Source organism: Stenotrophomonas sp. STEN033, assembly GCF_056856655.1.
Map to the genome: position 1 here is coordinate 150400 of NZ_JBXFWM010000001.1, position 20065 is coordinate 170464.

At 64.0% G+C, this 20065-nt stretch carries 15 protein-coding genes; 9 read left to right on the forward strand and 6 right to left on the reverse strand.

Features of this window, described 5'->3' with window-relative positions; genetic code table 11:
* Position 1 precedes the first annotated feature (1 nt).
* The 4 genes from AC1VXC_RS00730 to AC1VXC_RS00745 form a co-directional block, all read right to left on the reverse strand.
* Positions 2 to 346, reverse strand: coding sequence for a type II toxin-antitoxin system prevent-host-death family antitoxin (locus tag AC1VXC_RS00730; protein WP_313169705.1), 345 nt, complete (start codon positions 344 to 346; stop codon positions 2 to 4).
* Positions 347 to 523: 177 nt separating this feature from the next.
* Positions 524 to 2158: a pseudouridine synthase gene (locus AC1VXC_RS00735; RefSeq protein ID WP_313169707.1), complete on the reverse strand. Its 1635-nt coding sequence runs from the start codon at positions 2156 to 2158 to the stop codon at positions 524 to 526.
* Positions 2151 to 2996, reverse strand: a complete 846-nt coding sequence (gene scpB / locus AC1VXC_RS00740) for an SMC-Scp complex subunit ScpB (RefSeq protein ID WP_481539233.1) — start codon at positions 2994 to 2996, stop codon at positions 2151 to 2153. The genes AC1VXC_RS00735 and scpB overlap by 8 nt, the downstream gene beginning before the upstream one ends.
* Positions 2997 to 3012: 16 nt before the next feature.
* The gene (locus AC1VXC_RS00745; RefSeq protein ID WP_313169711.1) at positions 3013 to 3909 is read right to left on the reverse strand and encodes a segregation and condensation protein A; all 897 of its coding nucleotides are present in this window, start codon (positions 3907 to 3909) and stop codon (positions 3013 to 3015) included.
* Between the two features lie 352 nt (positions 3910 to 4261).
* Between AC1VXC_RS00745 and AC1VXC_RS00750 the strand changes: the two genes are divergently transcribed.
* From AC1VXC_RS00750 to AC1VXC_RS00790, 9 genes are all read left to right on the forward strand, one after another.
* On the forward strand, positions 4262 to 4561 hold the full coding sequence (locus tag AC1VXC_RS00750) for a YciI family protein (RefSeq protein ID WP_313169713.1): 300 nt from the start codon (positions 4262 to 4264) through the stop codon (positions 4559 to 4561).
* On the forward strand, positions 4558 to 4836 hold the full coding sequence (locus AC1VXC_RS00755) for a BolA family protein (protein WP_313169715.1): 279 nt from the start codon (positions 4558 to 4560) through the stop codon (positions 4834 to 4836). Before AC1VXC_RS00750 ends, AC1VXC_RS00755 begins: the two co-directional genes overlap by 4 nt.
* Before the next feature lie 144 nt (positions 4837 to 4980).
* Positions 4981 to 6000, forward strand: coding sequence for a LacI family DNA-binding transcriptional regulator (locus AC1VXC_RS00760; protein ID WP_313169717.1), 1020 nt, complete (start codon positions 4981 to 4983; stop codon positions 5998 to 6000).
* 76 nt (positions 6001 to 6076) lie between these two features.
* Positions 6077 to 9034 (forward strand): TonB-dependent receptor, encoded by a 2958-nt coding sequence (locus AC1VXC_RS00765; protein WP_313169719.1) that lies wholly within the window; start codon positions 6077 to 6079, stop codon positions 9032 to 9034.
* 157 nt (positions 9035 to 9191) lie between these two features.
* The gene (locus tag AC1VXC_RS00770; protein WP_481527916.1) at positions 9192 to 10766 is read left to right on the forward strand and encodes a glucoamylase family protein; all 1575 of its coding nucleotides are present in this window, start codon (positions 9192 to 9194) and stop codon (positions 10764 to 10766) included.
* A gap of 13 nt (positions 10767 to 10779) precedes the next feature.
* The gene (locus AC1VXC_RS00775) at positions 10780 to 12063 is read left to right on the forward strand and encodes a sugar ABC transporter substrate-binding protein (protein WP_481539237.1); all 1284 of its coding nucleotides are present in this window, start codon (positions 10780 to 10782) and stop codon (positions 12061 to 12063) included.
* Positions 12060 to 12941 carry a carbohydrate ABC transporter permease gene (locus AC1VXC_RS00780; RefSeq protein ID WP_481539234.1) on the forward strand — a complete coding sequence of 294 codons (882 nt, stop codon included), beginning with the start codon at positions 12060 to 12062 and terminating at the stop codon, positions 12939 to 12941. The genes AC1VXC_RS00775 and AC1VXC_RS00780 overlap by 4 nt, the downstream gene beginning before the upstream one ends.
* A gap of 11 nt (positions 12942 to 12952) precedes the next feature.
* Positions 12953 to 13789 (forward strand): carbohydrate ABC transporter permease, encoded by an 837-nt coding sequence (locus AC1VXC_RS00785; protein WP_303750027.1) that lies wholly within the window; start codon positions 12953 to 12955, stop codon positions 13787 to 13789.
* Positions 13790 to 13917: 128 nt separating this feature from the next.
* Complete coding sequence (locus AC1VXC_RS00790; RefSeq protein WP_481539238.1) at positions 13918 to 17067, forward strand: discoidin domain-containing protein; 3150 nt, start codon at positions 13918 to 13920, stop codon at positions 17065 to 17067.
* A 334-nt stretch (positions 17068 to 17401) separates the two neighbouring features.
* Here the strand turns inward: AC1VXC_RS00790 and eda are convergent, their stop codons facing one another.
* Both eda and edd read right to left on the reverse strand, forming a co-directional pair.
* Positions 17402 to 18061, reverse strand: coding sequence for a bifunctional 4-hydroxy-2-oxoglutarate aldolase/2-dehydro-3-deoxy-phosphogluconate aldolase (gene eda / locus AC1VXC_RS00795; protein ID WP_481539235.1), 660 nt, complete (start codon positions 18059 to 18061; stop codon positions 17402 to 17404).
* A gap of 39 nt (positions 18062 to 18100) precedes the next feature.
* Entirely contained in the window at positions 18101 to 20011 is a 1911-nt protein-coding gene (gene edd / locus AC1VXC_RS00800) for a phosphogluconate dehydratase (RefSeq protein ID WP_481539236.1), read from the reverse strand.
* Positions 20012 to 20065: the final 54 nt, after the last annotated feature.

Here is a 20065-nt window from a genome sequence, read left to right on the forward strand (position 1 = left end):
GTCAGCGCGATTTGCCAGGGATGATTTTCAGGCCGCGACGTGCCGGGCGGCTCAAGGCCTTGTCCAAGGCCTTGCCGTCATCAAGCACAGCAAGATGGGCATCAAATTCGGCCTGCAACTGCTTGAGCGACTGTGCGCGTTGTGCCGCCTCGGTGACGCCGGCAGCTTGGGTGACCAGGCGCTGGTATTCCTCGGCGGAAACCACCACCGCCTGCGGATGGTTGTGGTTGGTAACCACCACGGCACCAAGCCTGGCGACCTTGCGCATCAGGTCCGGCCAGCCTTTTGCCTTGACGTCGCTGGCGGGCGTCTTTTCCAGATCCAACAGATTCAGGGACAGGTCCATGGCGGCATCCAGTTGTATGGGTGGAAAATATACCAAATTTCCCATTTTTGGTAATTTTACCTCTACCGGTTCACCTGTCGTTGCCCGGCTGCTCCAGAACGCAAAACGCCCGGTGCTGGGTGCACCGGGCGTTGTTTACCTACGTTGCGCGGTGAAGCGCGTCAGTTGAGCCGCAGATCAGGCGCCGCGCGGACCGCGGTTGCCACCACCGGGACGACCGCCACCCGGACGGCCTGCGCCGCCGGGACGGTTACCGCCCGGACGCGGACCACCCGAGGGGCGACCGCCGGGACCGCCAGGGCCGCGGTTGCCACCACTCGGGCGGCCGCCGGCCGGGCGTGCGCCGTACGGGCTGTAGCTCGGGGTGGCGTGATCGGAGGGGAAGCTCGGTGCATTGCCCGGATGGCCGTAGGGATGCTTGCGCTGACCCTGGCCTGCGCCCTGACCGCCTGCGCCCTGCGGACGACCCTGGCCGGGGCCGCCGCGGCTGGCACCCGGGGCACCGCCCGGACGCGGCTTGCCGTAGGGGCGGGCCTGACCATCGGCGGCCGGACCGCGACCGGGACCACGATTACCGCCCGGGCCGCGTGCTGCGCCCGGACCTGCATTGCGGTGGCCGCTCGGACCGGTGCTGACACCGTCCGGCACATACCAGGTGCGGAACGCGGCCGGGTTGCCGTCCGGCAGGCTGCGGTCACCGGCGGGCTTGCGCTGCTTGAACGGCTTCTGCGACTGCTTGGCTGCGGCTTCGCCGCTGACCGTCAGGCCGCCCTTGAATCCGCCGCCGCTCTTGCCGCCGCGGCCACGGCCGCCACGGTCTTCGCGTACGTTGTCGAAGCGGCGCAGTTCGCGGCCTTCATCGGCGCTGTTGTGGCCGTTGACGTAGGCGTTGCCGCGGCCGCCTTCGCGCGAGACGCGCAGGGTGGTCTTGGCAGCCTTGCGCTGGCCGATCACCGGCTGCAGGGTCAGGGCCGAAGGCGTGCCTTCTTCCAGCTTGAGCTGGGCGCGCAACGCGTCAACCTGCTGGGTGCTCAATTCGGAGGACTGGCCGCGCAGCAACTCGCGCGGCAGTTCGATCTTGCCGTAGCGGGTACGCTTCAGGCGGCTGACCTGGCAGCCCTGCGATTCCCACAGGCGGCGCACTTCGCGATTGCGGCCTTCCTTGACGACCACGCGGAACCAGTCATGCGAATCGGTGCCGCCAATGCGCTCGATCTCGTCGAACTTCGCGCCGCCGTCTTCCAGCAGCACGCCGCGGCCAAGGCGCTCGATGATGGCGTCGGAGACCTTCTCCTCGCCTTCCGGCGCGCGCACGCGCACCACGTACTCGCGCTCGACCTCGAACGACGGGTGCATCATCGCGTTGGCGAGCTCGCCGTCGGTGGTAGCCAGCAGCAGGCCGGTGGTGTTGATGTCGAGACGGCCGATCGCGATCCAGCGTGCGCCCTTCAACGGCGGCAGCGCTTCGAATACGGTCGGGCGACCTTCGGGGTCGTCACGCGTGGTGACTTCGCCTTCAGGCTTGTTGTAGATCAGCACGCGCGACGGGTCGGTCAGCGCGCTGGCGACGAAGCTGCGACCGTCAAGGTCGATCTTGTCGCCGCTCTTGATCGACATGCCGGTCTGTGCGACTTCGCCGTTGACCTTGACCAGGCCGTCGGCGATGCGCTGTTCCAGTGCGCGGCGCGAGCCCAGGCCGGCCTGTGCCAGCACCTTGTGCAGGCGCTCTTCGAGCTTGGGCTGTTGTTCGGTGGCGGCTTCACGCTTGAGCGAGAGCTTGTTCAACGAAGGTTTACGGGGGGTGTCACTCATCTGTTTGGCTCCGGCCGGCGTTTTCCGCGTCGGCCTCTGGTTCGGAATCGGCTACGTCAACAGCCACGGTCGTCGTCGCGACGGCGTTGTTTTCAGTTTGTTCCACTTCCGCCGCGCGCTCTCCCGGCGCGGCGTCGGGTTCGCCGGTGAGGGCGGTATGGGGTGTGGTTGCGCCCGAATCCTTGGATTCGGATGCGGGTATCGGATCGCTGTCGTTGGCGGCATCCAGGCCTTGCGGCGCGGCGGCGGCTGCGGTCAGCGGGGCTGCGGGTTGGCCGTCGCCATCCAGCGGCAATTGCGGTTCCAGCTCGCCGATATCGCGCAGTTCGGACAGCGGCGGCAGTTCGTCCAGGCGCTTGAGCCCGAAATAATCCAGGAAGCCCTTGGTGGTGCCGAACAGCGCCGGCTTGCCCGGGACGTCGCGGTGACCGATGACCCGGATCCACTCGCGTTCTTCCAGTGCCTGGATGATGTTGCTGCTCACCGCCACGCCGCGTACCTGTTCAATCTCGCCGCGGGTGATGGGCTGGCGGTAGGCGATCAGGGCCAGGGTTTCCAGGGTGGCGCGGGTGTAGCGGGTCTTGCGCTCGGTCCACAGCCGGGACACCCAGCCATGCACCTCGCTGGTGATCTGGTAGCGGTAGCCGGAGGCCACTTCGACCAGTTCCACCCCGCGCCCGGCACAGCCTTCGCGCAGCAATTCCAGTGCCCGTTCGATGCTGCCCGGCGGCGCCGGCGCATCCTCGGGAAACAGGCCCTGCAGCTGCGCCAAGGTCACCGGCTGGCTGGAGGCAAGCAGGGCACCTTCGACAATACGGTTGATCAGCGGTTGATCCATGCGTTGGGTCGGTTGCTCAGGCGGGGGTATCAGCGTCATCGAACTCGCTGGAAAACTGCAGCGGTGCGTTGGTGTTGCCAGTGGCCAGGGACTTCACGTAAATCGGGGCGAGCGGGGCTTCCTGCACGAGATCCAGCAGTTGTTCCTTGGCCAGCTCCAGAATCGCGAGGAAGGTGACCAGGACGCCGAGCTTGCCTTCCTCTGCGGTGAACAGGCTTTCAAAGCGATAAAACCGGTCGCCTTCCAGCAGGCCGAGCACATCGCCCATGCGTTGCCGCACGCTCAATGCCTCGCGCTTGATCGCGTGGCCGCTGAAGAGCTCGGCGCGCTTGAGTACGTCGTGCAGCGCCAACAGCATTTCCTTCAGTTCCACCGGCGGCGGCGTCTTGACCAGCACCCGCTCCGGCACGAAGGCGTGCGCCAGGCTGGTGTCGCGGTCCTGCCGCGGCAGGGCGTCGATATCCTCGGCGGCCTGCTTGAAACGTTCGTACTCCTGCAGGCGGCGCACCAGCTCGGCGCGCGGGTCTGCTTCCTCGCCTTCAATGCTGGGTGGGCGCGGCAGCAACATCCGCGACTTCACTTCAGCAAGGATGGCTGCCATCACCAGGTATTCGGCCGCCAGCTCGAAGCGCAGCTCCTGCATGACGTTGATGTATTCCACGTACTGCTTGGTGATCTCGGCGACCGGGATATCCAGGATGTCCAGGTTCTGCCGGCGGATCAGGTAGAGCAATAGATCCAGCGGGCCCTCGAAGGCGTCGAGGATGACTTCCAGTGCATCCGGCGGGATGTACAGATCCTGGGGGATCTGCAGTACCGGCTGGCCATGCACCATCGCCAGCGGCATTTCCTGCTGCTGAGGTAGGGGATGCGGCGCTGGCGGGTTCGCGTCGTGCGCGAGTTCGGAAGTCATCAGGTCGACATTCGGGGTATTGCGAGCTGGACGCGCCCGGGTTCCCGCCCGGAAGGGTTCCAGCACCTGTATAGCGAGCTACTCGCGCTTGTTCGGCGCGCTTCCACACATGAACAACAAGGCGCGCCGCAGGATCAGCGGCAACGTCATTACGAGGAGGTCGTCTACGCGGTCCGGGAAGTGATGTGCTTCGGTGGTTGGGTGGCAGGGTCTGGGCCCACCACCGCACCGAGCGGCTACTGGCCGGCTGCGTGCAATGGACTAAAGAGTAATCGCCCGGGCAGGGCGGTGTCCAGCCTTGTGACGCTAGACTTGGCATCCTTCCATTCAGCAGACAAGCGGAGAAAGGCCAGTGTGGTACGTGATTGAAGGCTATGACGGAGAGGATGTGCTGGCTGCGCGGCTGCAGGCACGGGCGGCGCATCTGGCGCGGCTGCAGACATTGGTTGACCAGGGGCGGCTGCTTTTGGCTGGTCCTTGTCCTGCGATTGACGCCGAAGACCCGGGTCCGGCCGGTTTCAGCGGCAGCGTGGTGATTGCCAGCTTCGAGGACCTGGCCGCTGCGCGCGCCTGGGCGGATGCCGATCCCTATGTGGCTGCCGGGGTCTATCTGCGCGTGGATGTGCGCCCCTTCCGCAAGGTGCTGCCATGAACCGGGTCGAGCGGATCCGTGCGGCGTTGCAGGCCGCCCTGGCACCGCAGCAGTTGGAGGTTGAGGACGACAGCCACCGTCATGCCGGTCATGCCGGTGCCCGTGATGGGCGGGGGCACTTCAATGTCACGGTGGTCAGCGATGCCTTTGCCGGCAAGCTGCCGTTGGCACGCCACCGCGCGGTCTATGCTGCGCTCGGTGACATGATGGAAACCGACATCCATGCACTGTCGATCAAGGCGCTGACGCCGCAGGAGCGGGGGGGCGCCGGCTGAACGGCCAGGGGCGCTGCGGGGTGCCTGCCGAAGCCGGCAGGACAGCCGTTGTCCGGAGGCGTCAAATTGAACTAACGAACTGTTTACAAACGCGTTTGAAAACGTTTACAGTCCGCCCGACCCTGTACTGCGGAGGGTAGGCCAGTGGTGAAGTCGGCAATCACGATAAAGGATGTTGCCCGTGAGGCAAACGTCTCCGTCGCGACCGTGTCGCGCGCCCTCAATGGCCATGACAACGTCGCCGCACCGGTGCGCAAGCTGGTGCTGGAAGTGGCCAGCCGGCTGCGCTATACCCCGCATGCGGCCGCTCGCAGCCTCAGTAGCCGCACTACCCAGACAGTCGGTGTGGTACTTCCCGACCTCTACGGCGAGTTCTTTTCCGAGCTGATGCGCGGCATCGATGGCGTGGCCAGCGCCCATCGCCGGCATCTGCTGGTGTCCAGCTATCACGGCGACCAGCAACAACAAGGCTCGGTGCTACAGGCCATGCGTGGACGCGTTGATGGCCTGCTGGTCCTGTCGCCTTACGCAGGTGACTCCGATTTCCTGGTCGACAACCTGCCCCCTGCGCTGCCGACGGTGTTGATCAACACGCCGTTGGCCGAGGCGCAGTATCCGGTGTTCAGCATCGACGACCATGCCGGCGCACTGAGCATGACCCGGTATCTGTTGGAAACCGGCCATCGCCGCATCGCTTTCATTGCCGGGCCCGTACACAACCACGATGCGCAGCAGCGCCTGCTTGGTTTCCGTGAGGCGATGGCGGCTTTCGATGGCGAGGTGGAGGCCATCGAACTGCCCGGCAATTTCGACGAAGCCTCCGGGCATCAGGCCGGATTGGCGCTGTTGGCAGCCCCGGCACTGCCCGATGCGGTGTTTGCCGCCAACGACATGATGGCCCTGGGTTGCCTGTACGCGTTCTCGCAGGCAGGCGTAAACGTGCCCGCACAAGTGGCGCTGGCAGGCTTTGATGACATACCCCTGGCGCGTTTTGTTCACCCCGCGTTGACAACGATGCAGGTCAGCATCGCCGAGTTGGGCGAGCGGGCGATGCTGCACCTGGTGCAGATGATCGATAGCGGGCAGGCGCAGACAGTGCCAGCCGTAACCCTGGTCCCAACCTTGGTCGTACGCGACTCCACTGCCGTGTGCGACCTTCCTTGACCCGGCGATAGACCGGGACGGTTCCCCACAAAAACGTTCCTTGCGGCCTATGCCGCCGCTTCGGGAGAGGTAAAGAATGAACAACAACGCTCGCAAACCCACCCCCGCACGCAAGCTGCTCAGCAGCGCGCTGACTGCCTGCCTGCTGCTGGGCGCTGCACCCGCATTCGCGCAGAGCACCGGTGCCACCATCCGTGGCCAGGTCATGGCTGACTCGGCCCCCGCCGCACAGGCACAGATCACTGCGACCAACATCGCTACCGGCTTGAGCCGCAGCGTGCAGAGCAGTGGCAATGGCAGCTACTCGCTGGCCGGCCTGCCGCCGGGTACCTACAAGGTCGACGTCAATGCCGGCGGCAAGAGCAGCAGCCAGAACATCACCGTGCAGGTCGGGCAGACCGCGACGGTCAACCTGGGCGTGGGCGGCGTCGCCGAAACCGGTGGCGGGGCGGCAACCACGCTGGATGCGGTGCAGGTAACCGCGCAGGCACCGATCGAGACCAAGACCTCGGAAATCGCCACTTACATCACGCCGCAGCAGATCCAGGCGCTGCCGCAGGGCACGCGCAACTTCCTGGCGTTCGCCGACACCGTGCCGGGCATGGCGTTCGAGCAGAACCCTGCCAACGGTTCGACCAAGTTGCGTGGTGGCGTGCAGAGCGCCAACAACGTCAACGTCTACATCGATGGCGTCGGACAGAAGAACTACGTCACCCAGGGCGGTATCACCGGTCAGGATGCCAGCCGCGGTAATCCGTTCCCGCAGCTGGCCATCGGCGAGTACAAGGTCATCACCTCGAACTACAAGGCCGAGTACGACCAGATCAGTTCGGCGGCGGTGACCGCGGTGACCAAGTCCGGTACCAATGAGTTCAAGGGCTCGTTCTTCTGGGACTACACCAACCAGGCTTGGCGCGAGCCGCGCGAGAGCGAGAAGAACGGCGTCGGCAAGACCCGTTCCGGTGAAAAACAGTACGGTGCCAGCTTCGGTGGCCCCATCGTGCAGGACAAGGCGCACTTTTTCGTCACCTATGAGGCCAAGGAATACAACGCGCCGCAGGATCTGAAGCCCGGTGAGGGCCGTTCGCCCGGCGATCTGCCGCAGGCCTGGCGTGACCAGCTTGGTGCCACCGCAACGCCGTTCAAGGAAGACCTGTACTTCGGCAAGCTGGATTGGTCGGTGAACGATGCCAACCTGCTCGAATTCACCTACAAGCGCCGCGAGGAAAGCGAGATCGGCAACGTGGGTGGGCAGAGTGCACGCAGCTACGGCACCGATACCGGCGTAACCGAGGATCGCTACGACCTGCGCTGGCAGTACTCCAGCACCAACTGGCTCAGCGATTCGCACCTCACCTATGAAAAGGCGTTCTGGACCAAGGCACCGGTGAATTTCGGCAACGGTGCCGTGCTGACCGATGGCAGTGGCGATGACGGCAAGCAGATCTATCGCATCGGCGCCGGCGAAGGTGGCCTGCAGGACAAGGGCCAGAAGGGCTGGTCGTTCCAGAACGACACCACTTTCTTCGGTTGGGAAGGGCACACGCTGAAGTTCGGCGTGAAGTACAAGCAGGTCGATCTGGACACCATCGAACAGCAACCCTACAACCCGCAGTTCTACTACGACATCAACCAGGGCGGCGTCGTTCCGTACTTCGTGCGCTTTGGCAGTCCGGCCGGCGGCACCGATGGCGGCTCGGTCACTTCCAAGAACAAGCAGTTCGGCATCTACATCCAGGACGACTGGGATGTCACCGAGCGCCTGACCTTGAACCTCGGCCTGCGTTGGGATTATGAAAAGACTCCGTCGTACCTGGATTTCGCCACCGCGCCGGATGTGCTGGCCTCGTTGGCGAGCCAGGACCCCAATGCCGCAGCCGGACAGACTTACGCGCAGACGCTTGCGCTGGGCGGTATCGACGTCAACCGTTACATCAGCACCGGAAACAACCGCAAGCCGTTCAAGAACGCCATCCAGCCGCGCCTTGGTTTCTCCTATGACCTGAGTGGTGATGAGCGCCTGGTGCTGTTCGGCGGCGTCGGTCGTTCCTATGACCGTAACCTGTTCGACTACCTGCAGCTGGAGCGCAGCAAGGCAACCTTCCCGACCCGTCGTTTCAAGATCAACTCGCCGGGTCATGCCTGCGTGGTAGGCGGTGACTGCCTGGAGTGGAGCCCACAGCTGCTTGACCGCGATTACCTGATGTCGTTGATCGATTCGACCGAGGCCGGTCGCGAAGTGTGGATGTTCGACAACAAGTTGAAGACGCCGTACTCCGACCAGTTCAGCCTGGGCATCCGCAGCAGCTTCAACATGATCGGGCAGGACTGGAACAGCTCGGCCACGCTCCAGCACACCCGTTACAAGGATGGCCTGCTGATCTCGCGTGGCAATCGCTATGCAGATGGTGCTGCCTATGGTCCCAATGGGAGCCCCTGGAGTGCACCCGGCCTGCCGGGCCTCGGCTCGCTGATCGTGGCGACCAATGGCTTCGAATCGAAGAACACCGCCTTGCTGCTGAGCCTGGACAAGCCGTATACGGCTGAAAGTCCGTGGAACATCAACCTTGCCTACACCTATACCGATGCCAAGCAGAACATCCACGAAAAGGATCCGGTCTACGGCTGGTACTTCCAGCAGGGTGGCTGGTTCGACGGCGCCTGGGCACCGAAGCACCGCTTGGTGGTCAGCGGCTTCACCGATCTGCCGTGGGGCATGAGTGCGTCCGGCAAGCTGACCCTGGCCAGCAAGATCAAGCGCTGGGATATCGACGGTACCGCGGCCTATGGCGGCTACGAGCGCCCGCACAGCTGGGAGGCGAGCGGCAGCGCGTTCAAGCAGTTCGACATGTCGCTGACCAAAACCTGGGATACCGGCACCGACCTGAAGCTCAAGGTCCGTGCCGATGTCATCAACGTCTTCAACTGGACCAACTGGGGTGGTTACGGCATCAACTGGAACAATGGCGTGGTCAACAGCTGGGATCAGTACGCGACCCGCACCTTCAAGCTGTCGTTTGGCCTGGACTGGTAAGCGTCATCGTCCCGGCTGGCACATGCCTGGCCGGGACGTTTCCTATATGCAGCAAGCCTTCGCCACGTGAACGTGGTGCAATGTTTTCAAGATGGATGTCGCCTTGAGCAAGTCACGTACCCCGCAGTTGTTGGCCTGTGTTCTCGCCGGTATCGGGCTGGCGTTGTTGGGAGGCTGTGGCAAGGCGCCGGAGCCGCCGATGCCCAAGGTATTGCCGCAGGTGATCCTGATCGAGGCGGATCTGCCGCCACGACCGATGAAGCCGGAACTGCCGCCGCTGTTCGACGACATCGAGCGCCGTACCTTCCAGTTCTTCTGGGACACGACCAACGAACAGAACGGGCTGACGCCGGACCGTTATCCATCGCGGCCGTTCGCCAGCATCGCTTCGGTGGGATTTGCGTTGACCTCGTATCCGATCGGCATCGAGAACGGTTGGGTCAGTCGCAACCAGGCGGTGGAGCGCACCCTGGTGACGTTGAAGTTCTTCCGTGACCTGCCCAGTGGTCCGCAGCGCACCGGCAAGGGCGGCTACAAGGGTTTCTATTACCACTTCCTGGACATGCAGCAAGGCCGCCGCTATGACAGCTGGGTGGAGCTTTCCAGCGTGGATACCGCGCTGTTGCTGATGGGCGTGCTGTTTGCGCAGAGTTATTACGATCAGGACGATCCGCGCGAAAAGGAGATCCGGCAGATTGCCGACACGATCTACAAGCGCGTGGACTGGCAGTGGCTGCAACGCAACAAGCCCTTGGTGTCGATGGGCTGGTTCCCGGAGAGCGGTTTCATCCAGCACGACTGGATGGGCTACAACGAAGCGATGATGCTGTACGTGCTGGCCCTGGGTTCACCGACGCATCCGGTCGAGCCCGACGCATGGACGGTGTGGTCGCGTACCTATGACAACGATTGGGGGGTGTACCAAGGGCAGGAGTACCTGTCGTTCGGGCCACTGTTCGGCCACCAATACAGTCATGTCTGGATCGACTTCCGCGATATCCAGGACCCGTACATGCGCGAGCGCGGCATCGACTATTTCCTCAATAGTCGCCGCGCCACCCTGGCCCAGCGCGAGTACGCGATCGAGAACCCGATGCAGTGGAAGGATTACAGCGCCAATGTCTGGGGTCTGACCGCAGGTGATGGACCGCAGAACACCACCCAGGAGTACAAGGGCGAGCAGCGCCAGTTCCGCCATTACTCGGCGCGCGGCGCGGGCCTGCGTGAGAACTTCGACGATGGCACCATCGTGCCATCGGCAGCGATCTCCTCGTTGCCGTTCGCGCCGGAGGTCGTCATCCCGGCCACGGTGGAAATGCACAAGCGCTACGGCGACTACCTGTACTCCAGTTACGGTTTCCTGGATTCCTTCAATCCCAGCTTCGGTTACGACATTCCGCTCAAGACCGGGCGCCTGATTCCCGAGCGTGGTTGGGTGGCCAGCGACTACATCGCCATCGACCAAGGGCCGATCCTGGCCGGCATCGCCAACTACCGCGATGAGTTCGTATGGGAGGTGATGAAGAAGAACCCGTACATCCGCAAAGGCTTGGAACGGGCTGGCTTTACCGGCGGCTGGTTGGCGCCGGAGGACAGCTTCCAGCCGCTGCAGAAGGACGAACAGGCCGCATCTGCACGGGCCGCGGGTATTGCCGAGTCGCGTGCGGCGGCAGCGGCAGAACAGAAGGCCGCCAGCCAACAGCCGGCGGCGCCGATGGGCAAGAAGCAGTGAAGCGCGTGCAATGATCCGCGCGCTGTCACTGCTGTCACTGCTGTCACTGCTGTTGCTGGCAGGCTGCGCCAAGCCTGCACAGGAAACGACCTTGCGGTTCTGGGCGATGGGCCGTGAAGCGGAAGTGGTCGGCGAACTGGTGCGCGAGTTCGAGGCGGAGAATCCGGGAATCCGTGTTGATGTGCAGAACATTCCGTGGACCGCAGCGCACGAGAAGCTGTTGACGGCTTATGCGGCTGACGGACTTCCCGATGTCTGCCAGCTGGGCAATACATGGATCGCCGAATTCGCGACCCTGCAGTCATTGACGCCGCTGCAGCCACTGGTCGATACCTCCACCGTCATCGATCAGTCCGACTACTTCGCCGGTATCTGGGACACCAATATCGTCGATGGTCAGCTGGTTGGTATCCCGTGGTACGTGGATACGCGCCTGCTGTTCTATCGCAAGGACCTGCTGCGCCAGGCCGGTTACACACAGCCACCGAAGACCTGGGCCGAATGGGAACAGGCGAACGCGGCGCTGAAGAAGATCATGGGCACGCGTGGCTATCCGGTGCTGATGCCCTTGAACGAATTCGAGCCGCAGCTGTCATTCGCCTTGCAGCAGGAGGATTCTCTGCTGCGCGATGGCGATACCCGCGGTAACTTCCGCAGTCCCGGCTTCCGGCGCACGCTGGCCTTCTACGACAACATGTTCGAGCAGGGCTGGGCGCCGAAGATGTCCGAGACCCAGATCTCCAACGTCTGGGATGAGTTCTTCCGTGGCTTCACCGCGTTCTATCTGTCGGGCCCGTGGAATATCCGCGAGTTCCGCCAGCGCCAGCCACCTGGCCTGGAAGGCGAGTGGGGCGCCACGCCGTTGCCTGGTCCTGACGGGCTTGGCGCGGGCATTGCCGGTGGCACCAGTCTGGTGGTGTTCCGTTCCTCGCAGAAGAAAGAGGCGGCGTGGAAGCTGATCGAGTTCCTGTCGCGGCCGGCGATCCAGCAGCGCTTCTACAAGATCATCGGTGACCTGCCGCCGCGCCGCAGCGCCTGGCAGTCGCCGGAGCTGCAGGATGATCCACTGACCGCCGCATTCGCCGACCAGCTGGAGCGCGTCAAACCCACACCCAAGGTTCTGGAGTGGGAGCGCATCGCCCAGCAGATGCGGGTGGTGACCGAGCAGGTGGTGCGTGGTGGTTTGCCGCAGGACAAGGCGGTCGAACAATTGGATCAGCAGGTGGACGACATCCTCGCCAAGCGCCGTTGGATCGTCGAGCAGCAGACCGATGCAGCCGCGAAGGCGGCACCATGAGGCGCGGCTCGCTGGCTGGCTGGATATTTGCCGCACCGGCGCTGATCGTGATCGGTGTGTTCTTTGGTTTACCCGTGTTGTCGGCGCTGGCCTTGAGCCTGACCGACTTCGATCTCTATGTCCTGGCTGACCCGCACAACCTGCGCTTCAACGGTCTGGGTAACTACATCGACCTGCTGCAGACACCGATGTTCTGGAAGTCGCTGGGCAATACCGCGTACTTCGTGGTGGCCGGGGTGCCCTTGTCGATAGCCGTTTCGCTGGGGGCGGCGCTTTTGCTCAATGCCCCGGCCGCGCGTTTCAAGGCGCTGTTCCGCACCGCATTGTTCGCGCCGGTGGTGACCACGCTGGTGGCGGTGGCGGTGATCTGGCGCTACCTGTTCCACACCCGCTACGGGCTGGTGAACTGGGGGCTGGGCCAGATGGGTATCAATCCGATCGATTGGCTGGGCGACCCGAACTGGGCGATGCCGACCATCATCGGCTTCGCGGTGTGGAAGAACTTCGGCTACAACATGGTGATCTTCCTGGCCGGCCTGCAGGCGATCCCGAAGGACCTGTACGAGGCGGCGCGCATCGACGGTGCCTCGCGCTGGCAGCAGTTCCTGCATATCACCCTGCCAATGCTGGGGCCGGTGCTGCTGGTGGTTGGTGTGATAACCGTGTCCGGTTACTTCCAGTTGTTCGCCGAGCCCTATGTGATGACCCGCGGGGACCCGCTGCAAAGCACGGTGAGCGTGCTGTATTTCATGTTCGAGGAAGGCTTCAAGTGGTGGAACCTTGGCCGGGCCTCGGCCGTGGCCTTCCTGTTGTTCCTGATCATCCTGGCGGTGACCACGTTGATGTTGCGCTTCGGTAAACGCAGGGAGCTGGTATGAGCCGGGTAGGTATAAGCCGGGAGATCGGGCAGTCGCGTTGGCACGCGTGGTGGGTGAACGGCGGCCTGCTGCTGTTGGCTGTGATCAGCCTGGCGCCGTTGGCGTGGATGCTGTCGGTGTCGTTCATGCCCAGCGGGCAGGCATCGCAGTTTCCGCCGCCGTTGCTGCCGGCGCACACCACGTTGGCCAACTACCAGGCGCTGTTCGCCCGCACTGGCATGGGCAACAACTTCGTCAACAGCCTGTTGGTGTCGATTGCAATCACCCTGGGGTCGCTGCTGTTCAATACCCTGGCCGGCTATGCCTTTGCCAAGCTGCGCTTTGCCGGCCGTGAGCGGCTGTTCCAGATGCTGCTTGCTGCGTTGGTCATCCCTGCGCAGGTAGCGATGCTGCCGTTGTTCCTGCTGATGAAGCAGATGGGCTTGGTGAACACCTTTGGTGGCGTGGTGGTTCCTGCACTGGCCAGCGTGTTCGGTATCTTCCTGGTGCGCCAGTACGCGCGCTCGATTCCCGACGAACTGCTGGAAGCGGCGCGTATCGACGGTGCCAGCGAGGCGCGGATCTTCTTCCAGATCGTGCTGCCGATGCTCAAGCCAGTGCTGGTGACGCTGGCGATCTTCACCTTCATGGGGGCATGGAACGATTTCATGTGGCCGCTGATCGTGCTGACCGACCAGGAGCACTACACCTTGCCGGTCGCGCTGGCCAGCCTGTCGCGCGAGCACATCATGGACGTGGAAATGATGATGGCTGGTGCCGTGGTCACGGTGCTGCCGGTGCTGTTGCTTTTCCTGGTGCTGCAGCGCTATTACATCCAGGGTCTGTTGCTGGGCAGCGTCAAGGGTTGATGCGGAGCGAGCTGCCACCGGGCCGTAGCGCCGCACTTCCGTACGAAACATACCGCCGCGAATGGCGTTGATCTTTGCGAAAATCCGGCTGCTGTTGCCGGTGGTGAATCAGGATTCTGGTGATGAATATGCGTTACGCGTTCGGTCTGCTGTGTTTGCTACTGGCGTGGGTGCAACCGGCCAGCGCTGCCGTGTTGGCCAAGTTCGACGATATTGCTGCGTGGCAGCTGATCACCTCGCCGCAGGTCAGTGGCTCCTTGCGCCCGGTTGCCGGCAACAACGGCCGCGCGCTGTGCCTGGACTATGACTTCCATGAGGTTTCCGGCTACGTCGGTATCCGCCGTCCGCTGGATGTGACCTGGCCGGAAAATTACCAGCTGTCTTTCGACCTGCGCGGTGACTCGCCGGCCAACGACCTGCAGTTCAAGCTGGTCGATGCAAGTGGCGACAATGTCTGGTGGGTGAATCGGCCAGGTTTCACCTTCCCGAAGAACTGGACCCGCATCAGCTACCGCAAGCGGCATATCGAGAAAGCCTGGGGGCCAGACCAGGACAAGACCCTGCGCCGCAGTGCGGCAGTGGAGTTCACCATCTACAGCAAGGTCGGCGGCCGCGGCACGGTCTGCTTTGACCAGCTGACCCTGCAGCCGCTGCCGAAGGAAGACAACTCGGCATTGACCACCACGGTGATCGCCGATACCGCGACCGCCCTGCAGCAGCGCATCGCTGATGGCAAGCCCGATACGCTGTGGATCAGTGGCGGCGTAAAGCAGCAGACAGTCAGCCTGGACTTGGGCAAGGTGCGCGAGTTCGGCGGGGCGGTGGTGCAATGGGCACCGGGCCTGGAAGCGTCGCGCTACGTGGTGCGTTCGTCCACGGATGGCCGCGACTGGAAGACGCTGCGTGAAGTCACCAGCGGCAGCGGCGGCAGGGATTGGTTGGCATTGCCGGAAACCGAGGCGCGCTACCTGCGCTTCGATCTGGTCGATGGCCCGAACTGGCGTTATGGCATCCGCGATATCAGCCTCAAGCCCTTGTCGTTTGCCAATACACCGAATGATTTCATCCGCTCTATCGCCGCTGATCTGCCGCGCGGTTCCTTGCCGCGTGGCTTCAGTGGGGAGCAGCCGTACTGGACCATTCTGGGCCTGGATGGCGGCCGCGAGCAGGCGCTGATCAGCGAGGACGGCGCACTGGAGGCGGTGAAGGGGGGCTTCAGCATCGAGCCGTTCGTGGTGCTCGATGGTAAGGTGCTCGGTTGGGCGGAGGTGAAGTCCAGCCAGAGTCTGCAGGACGGGTATCTGCCGATGCCGGCGGTGGCCTGGCAGCACGATCAATTTGGTTTGAACGTGAGCGGTTTCGTGCAGGGCCGGCCGGAGCAGGCGCAGCTGGTGGCGCGTTACGAGCTGCGCAATACGGACAAGGTCGCGCACGAGTACCGGTTGGCGCTGGCGGTGCGGCCGTTCCAGGTCAATCCACCCAGCCAGTTTCTCAACACGGTCGGTGGCGTCAGTCGTATCGACAATCTGGCCGTGCGGACCGGGCAGATAAGCGTCAATGGCCAGCCGCGCGTGTATACCTCGCTTCCGGCAGATACGGGCTTTGCCAGCAGTTTCGACAGCAAGCTGGATGTCACCCATCTGGCTGACAAGAACTTGCCAACCACGCAGGAGGTTCGCGACGCCACCGGCTTGGCTTCGGGTGCTTTGGTCTACAACTGGAAACTGGAGCCGGGCCAGCGTCGCGAAGTAGTGCTGGTGCTGCCACAGACTGGCAGTTGGCAGATGCCGGCCAGGTTCGATGCCGACAAGGCGCAGCAACAGGTTGCTACGATGTGGCGGCAGAAGCTCGACCAGCTCAAGCTGCGCGTGCCCGAGGCGGGTCAGCCGTTGGCAAATACGCTGCGGACCGCGCTCGCCCATATGCTGATCTCACGGGTTGGACCCAGCCTGCAGCCCGGGACACGTTCCTATGCGCGCAGCTGGATCCGCGATGGCGCGATGATTTCCGAAGGCCTGTTGCGGATGGGGCGCGCCGATGCGGTGCGCCAGTACGTGGATTGGTATGCGCCATATCAGTTCGAGAGCGGCATGGTGCCATGCTGCGTGGATGCACGCGGCAGCGACCCGGTGCCGGAGAACGACAGTCATGGCGAGCTGATCTACACCATTGCGGAGTACTGGCGGCACACTGGTGACGCAGCCTTCCTGCAGCAGATGTGGCCGCATGTGCAGAAGGCCTGGAACTACATGGAGCAGCTGCGGCTGAGCGAGCGTACCGAGGAGAACCGTGAACGCAACACCGGCTTCTACGGCATGATGCCGGCTTCAATCAGCCACGAAGGCTATTCGGCCAAGCCGGTGCATTCGTACTGGGACAACTTCTGGGCGCTGCGCGGTTACAAGGACGCAGCCGACATGGCCGCTGCTTTGGGTCTGGAAAGCGAAGCGCTGACCATGGCTGCGTCGCGTGACCAGTTCCGCCAGGACCTGGATGATTCACTGCGGGCGGCAATGGCGGCACACAAGATCGACTATCTGCCCGGCTCGGTGGAGCTGGGTGACTTCGACGCCACCTCCACCACGATTGCCTTGGCGCCAGGGGGGGAGCAGGGCAGGTTGCCGCAGCCCGCCCTGGACAATACCTTCGAGCGTTACTGGCAGAACTTCGTCGAACGCCGAGACGGCAAGCGGCAATGGAAGGACTACACGCCCTACGAGTGGCGCAACGTGAGCGCCTTCGTGCGCCTGGGCTGGCGTGCACGGGCCTGGGAAGCCACCGAGTTCTTCTTCAAGGACCGTGCGCCGCCGGCATGGAACCAGTGGGCCGAAGTGGTGTCATCGACGCCGCGCCAGCCGTTCTTTGTCGGTGACCTGCCGCATGCCTGGGTGGCTTCGGATTTCGTGCGTTCGGCATTGGATATGTTCGCGTACGAGCATGATGTCGACGGCCCGATCGTGCTCGCTGCGGGCGTGCCCGCCAGCTGGCTGACGGGCAAGGGCATCGCCATAGAGGATTTGAATACCTCGCACGGGATGTTGAGCTACACGCTGCAGCGCAGTGACAAGCAGCTGACCTTGCAGGTGTCGGAAGGATTGCGCCTGCCAGCGGCTGGGCTGTTGCTGCAATGGCCTTATGAGGGCTCGCCTGGAGAGGCGACGATCAATGGCGAACCGGCACAGTGGCTGGGCAATGAGCTGCATGTCGGCAGCCTGCCTGCGAAAGTCGAGATCGAAATTCCCGCCGAGTTGCGTCGCAGTGAACGCAGCAAGCGTTGAGGAATAAAAACTGCGCCTCGAATACCGAGGCGCAGGCCAGTCGACGAGAGGGAGAGGAAGAACTTCCGTCGGGTCTGAAAAAAGAAACCAACACGCCCCCGTTGGCTTGCGGCCAAAGGTCGGGAGCAATGATGTAGTGCCGAGCCATGCTCGGCAGGGGCTTTCCCGGAAAATGCTTGCAGGAGCGGCGTAAGCCGCGAAGCTGATGCTGCGTGCAGATCACGCCCGGCACGGTACCCGCTTCCTGGTCGGAACCTGGGGAAGTGGATGCAGGTGGTTTCGATGCTGTCGGCTTCGCGGCTTACGCCGCTCCTACAAAAGAAGCTGCTTTGTGTCAGCCAGCGCGGGCCTGCGTGACGATGGCGGCGGCAGCGGCGGCGGACTTCTTCACTTCGTCCCATTGACCGTTGCGGATCCAGCTGTCCTGCACCATCCACGAGCCACCGATGCAGACCACGTTCTTCTGCGACAGGTAATCGCCTGCGGTGGCTTCGGTGATGCCGCCGGTGGGGCAGAGCTTGAGCTCCGGGATCGGACCGGCAACGCCCTTGATCATTGCCAGGCCACCGACGGCCGTGGCCGGGAACAGCTTGCAGATGCGGAAGCCGCGCGCGACCAGTTCCAGCAACTCGGTCGGCGAGGCCGCGCCCGGAACCACCGGCAACGGCGCGGCAGCCAAGGCGTCGGCCATGTGCGCGGGCGTACCCGGGGTGACGATGAAATCGGCACCGGCGTCGATCGAGCGCTGCATCTGCTCGACGGTCAATACAGTACCTGCGCCAACCACCACATCCGGCAGTTCGCGCTTGAGCATGGCCAGCGCTTCCATTGCTACCGGCGTGCGCAGGGTCAGTTCAATCGCGGGCAGGCCGCCTTCGAGCAGGGCGGCGCTGACCGCGCGCGCCTGGTCGAGGGTGTGCACGGTAACGACTGGCAGGATGCCGGCGGCGCTCAAGAGCTGCTCGGCGCGGTCCTGGTATTGGGCGATGTTCATGGAGTCCTCTTTGATAAAAGTCTTCGCGAATCCTGGATCTCAGGCGTCGTTGGCTTCGTGGGGGGCAGCGGCTGCGGCGTGGTCGTGGCCAAGCTCGTATTCGGCGTCGTAGTCCCACAGGCTGCCATCGGGACGGGCCGGGCCGCAGGAAATGGAGATAGCCCCCTGATCGGCAGGACCGACGATGCGGCGGTTCATCGCGAACAGGTTGCGGCCCATGTCCGAGCCGGCCGGCGCGGTGTTGGCGGCAACGCCGCGCGCAGCCCATTCGTCGGCATCGACCAGTACTTCCAGCGTGCCGGCTTCACCGTCCAGGCGAATGAGGTCGCCTTCGCGGATGCGTGCGATCGGGCCGCCGCGTGCTGCTTCGGGGGTGACGTGGATGGCGGCGGGGATCTTGCCGGAGGCGCCCGACAGGCGGCCATCGGTGACCAGTGCAACACGACGCCCCTGGTTCTGCAGCAGGCCCAGCAACGGCGCCAGCGAATGCAGTTCCGGCATGCCGTTGGAACGTGGGCCCTGGTAGCGCACCACGGCGACGAAGTCCTGCGGCAGCGCGCCGGCAGCGTGTAGCTTGTTCAGGATCTGCGGCGCATCGACGACCACGGCCGGCGCCTCGATGGTGCGGTACTGCGGCTTCACTGCCGACAGCTTTATCAGCGAGCGGCCGATATTGCCGCGCAGCAGGCGCAGGCCGCCCTGGGCCTCGAACGGATTGGAGGCGGGGCGCACCACCTCCTCGTCACCGCTGACCTCAGCGGCGGGCACGTAGCTGACCTTGCCGTCGGTGAGGCGCGGCTCCTGGGCGAAGGCGCGCATGCCGCCTTCTGCAATCGTGGTCGCATCGGCATGCATCAGGCCGGCGTCCATCAGTTCGCGGAACACGAAACCCGGGCCACCGGCAGCGGCAAAGCGGTTCACGTCGGCTTCGCCGTTCGGGTAGACGCGGGCCAACAGCGGCACGATCTGCGAGAGCTCGTCCATGTCGTCCCAGGTGAGCACGATGCCTGCGGCACGGGCGACGGCGATCCAGTGGATGGTGTGGTTGGTCGAGCCGCCGGTGGCCATCAAGGCGACCACGGCGTTGACGATGGCGCGTTCGTCGATCAGATGGCCAAACGGGCGGAAATCATTGCCCAGTGCACTGATTTCCAGTGCGCGTGCAGTGGCGGCGCGGGTGAGGGCGTCGCGCAGCGGCAGTTCCGGGTTGACGAACGAGGCGCCCGGCAGCTGCACGCCCATCGCTTCCAGCAGGACTTGGTTGGAGTTGGCGGTGCCATAGAAGGTGCAGGTGCCCGGCGCGTGGTACGAGGCGGATTCGGCTTCCAGCAGTTCTTCGCGGCTGGCTTCGCCGGCGGCGTAGCGCTCGCGGACTTCGGCTTTCTTCTTGTTCGGGATGCCCGGTGTCATCGGTCCGGCCGGCACGAACACCGCCGGCAGGTGACCAAAGGCGAGGGCGCCGATCAACAGGCCGGGCACGATCTTGTCGCAGACGCCCAGATAGATGGTGGCGTCGAACATGTCGTGGCTGAGGCCAATTGCCGTTGCCTGTGCAATCACGTCGCGCGAGAACAGCGACAGCTCCATGCCACCACGGCCCTGGGTGACGCCGTCGCACATCGCCGGTACCGCGCCGGCAACCTGGGCGGTAGCGCCGAGCTCGCGTGCGGCATTGCGGATCAACTCCGGGTAATGCTCGAATGGCTGGTGCGCCGACAGCATGTCGTTGTACGAGGTGATGATGCCGAGGTTGGGCGTCACGTCACCGCGCAGGCGGTCCTTGTCGGTCGGGCCGCAGGCGGCAAAGGCATGGGCCAGGTTGCCGCAGCTCAGGCGTGCGCGGAACGGACCTTCGCGCAGCGCGGCATCAATCCCGGCCAGATAAGCCGCGCGCGACGGGGCGCTGCGCTGGCGGATGCGATCGGTGATGGCTTGGATTTTAGGATGCATGGCTTTATGGCTGGGAATGGGGGGAGGTTGCTGGTAGTGCTCGGACGATGGGTT

Bases quoted from the DNA above. Each gene is read 5' to 3' on its own strand.
- AC1VXC_RS00730 (WP_313169705.1), bottom strand. From the start codon at position 346: ATGGACCTGTCCCTGAATCTGTTGGATCTGGAAAAGACGCCCGCCAGC.
- AC1VXC_RS00735 (WP_313169707.1), bottom strand. From the start codon at position 2,158: ATGAGTGACACCCCCCGTAAACCTTCGTTGAACAAGCTCTCGCTCAAG.
- scpB (WP_481539233.1), bottom strand. From the start codon at position 2,996: ATGGATCAACCGCTGATCAACCGTATTGTCGAAGGTGCCCTGCTTGCC.
- AC1VXC_RS00745 (WP_313169711.1), bottom strand. From the start codon at position 3,909: ATGACTTCCGAACTCGCGCACGACGCGAACCCGCCAGCGCCGCATCCC.
- AC1VXC_RS00755 (WP_313169715.1), top strand. From the start codon at position 4,558: ATGAACCGGGTCGAGCGGATCCGTGCGGCGTTGCAGGCCGCCCTGGCA.
- AC1VXC_RS00765 (WP_313169719.1), top strand. From the start codon at position 6,077: ATGAACAACAACGCTCGCAAACCCACCCCCGCACGCAAGCTGCTCAGC.
- AC1VXC_RS00780 (WP_481539234.1), top strand. From the start codon at position 12,060: ATGAGGCGCGGCTCGCTGGCTGGCTGGATATTTGCCGCACCGGCGCTG.
- AC1VXC_RS00790 (WP_481539238.1), top strand. From the start codon at position 13,918: ATGCGTTACGCGTTCGGTCTGCTGTGTTTGCTACTGGCGTGGGTGCAA.
- eda (WP_481539235.1), bottom strand. From the start codon at position 18,061: ATGAACATCGCCCAATACCAGGACCGCGCCGAGCAGCTCTTGAGCGCC.
- edd (WP_481539236.1), bottom strand. From the start codon at position 20,011: ATGCATCCTAAAATCCAAGCCATCACCGATCGCATCCGCCAGCGCAGC.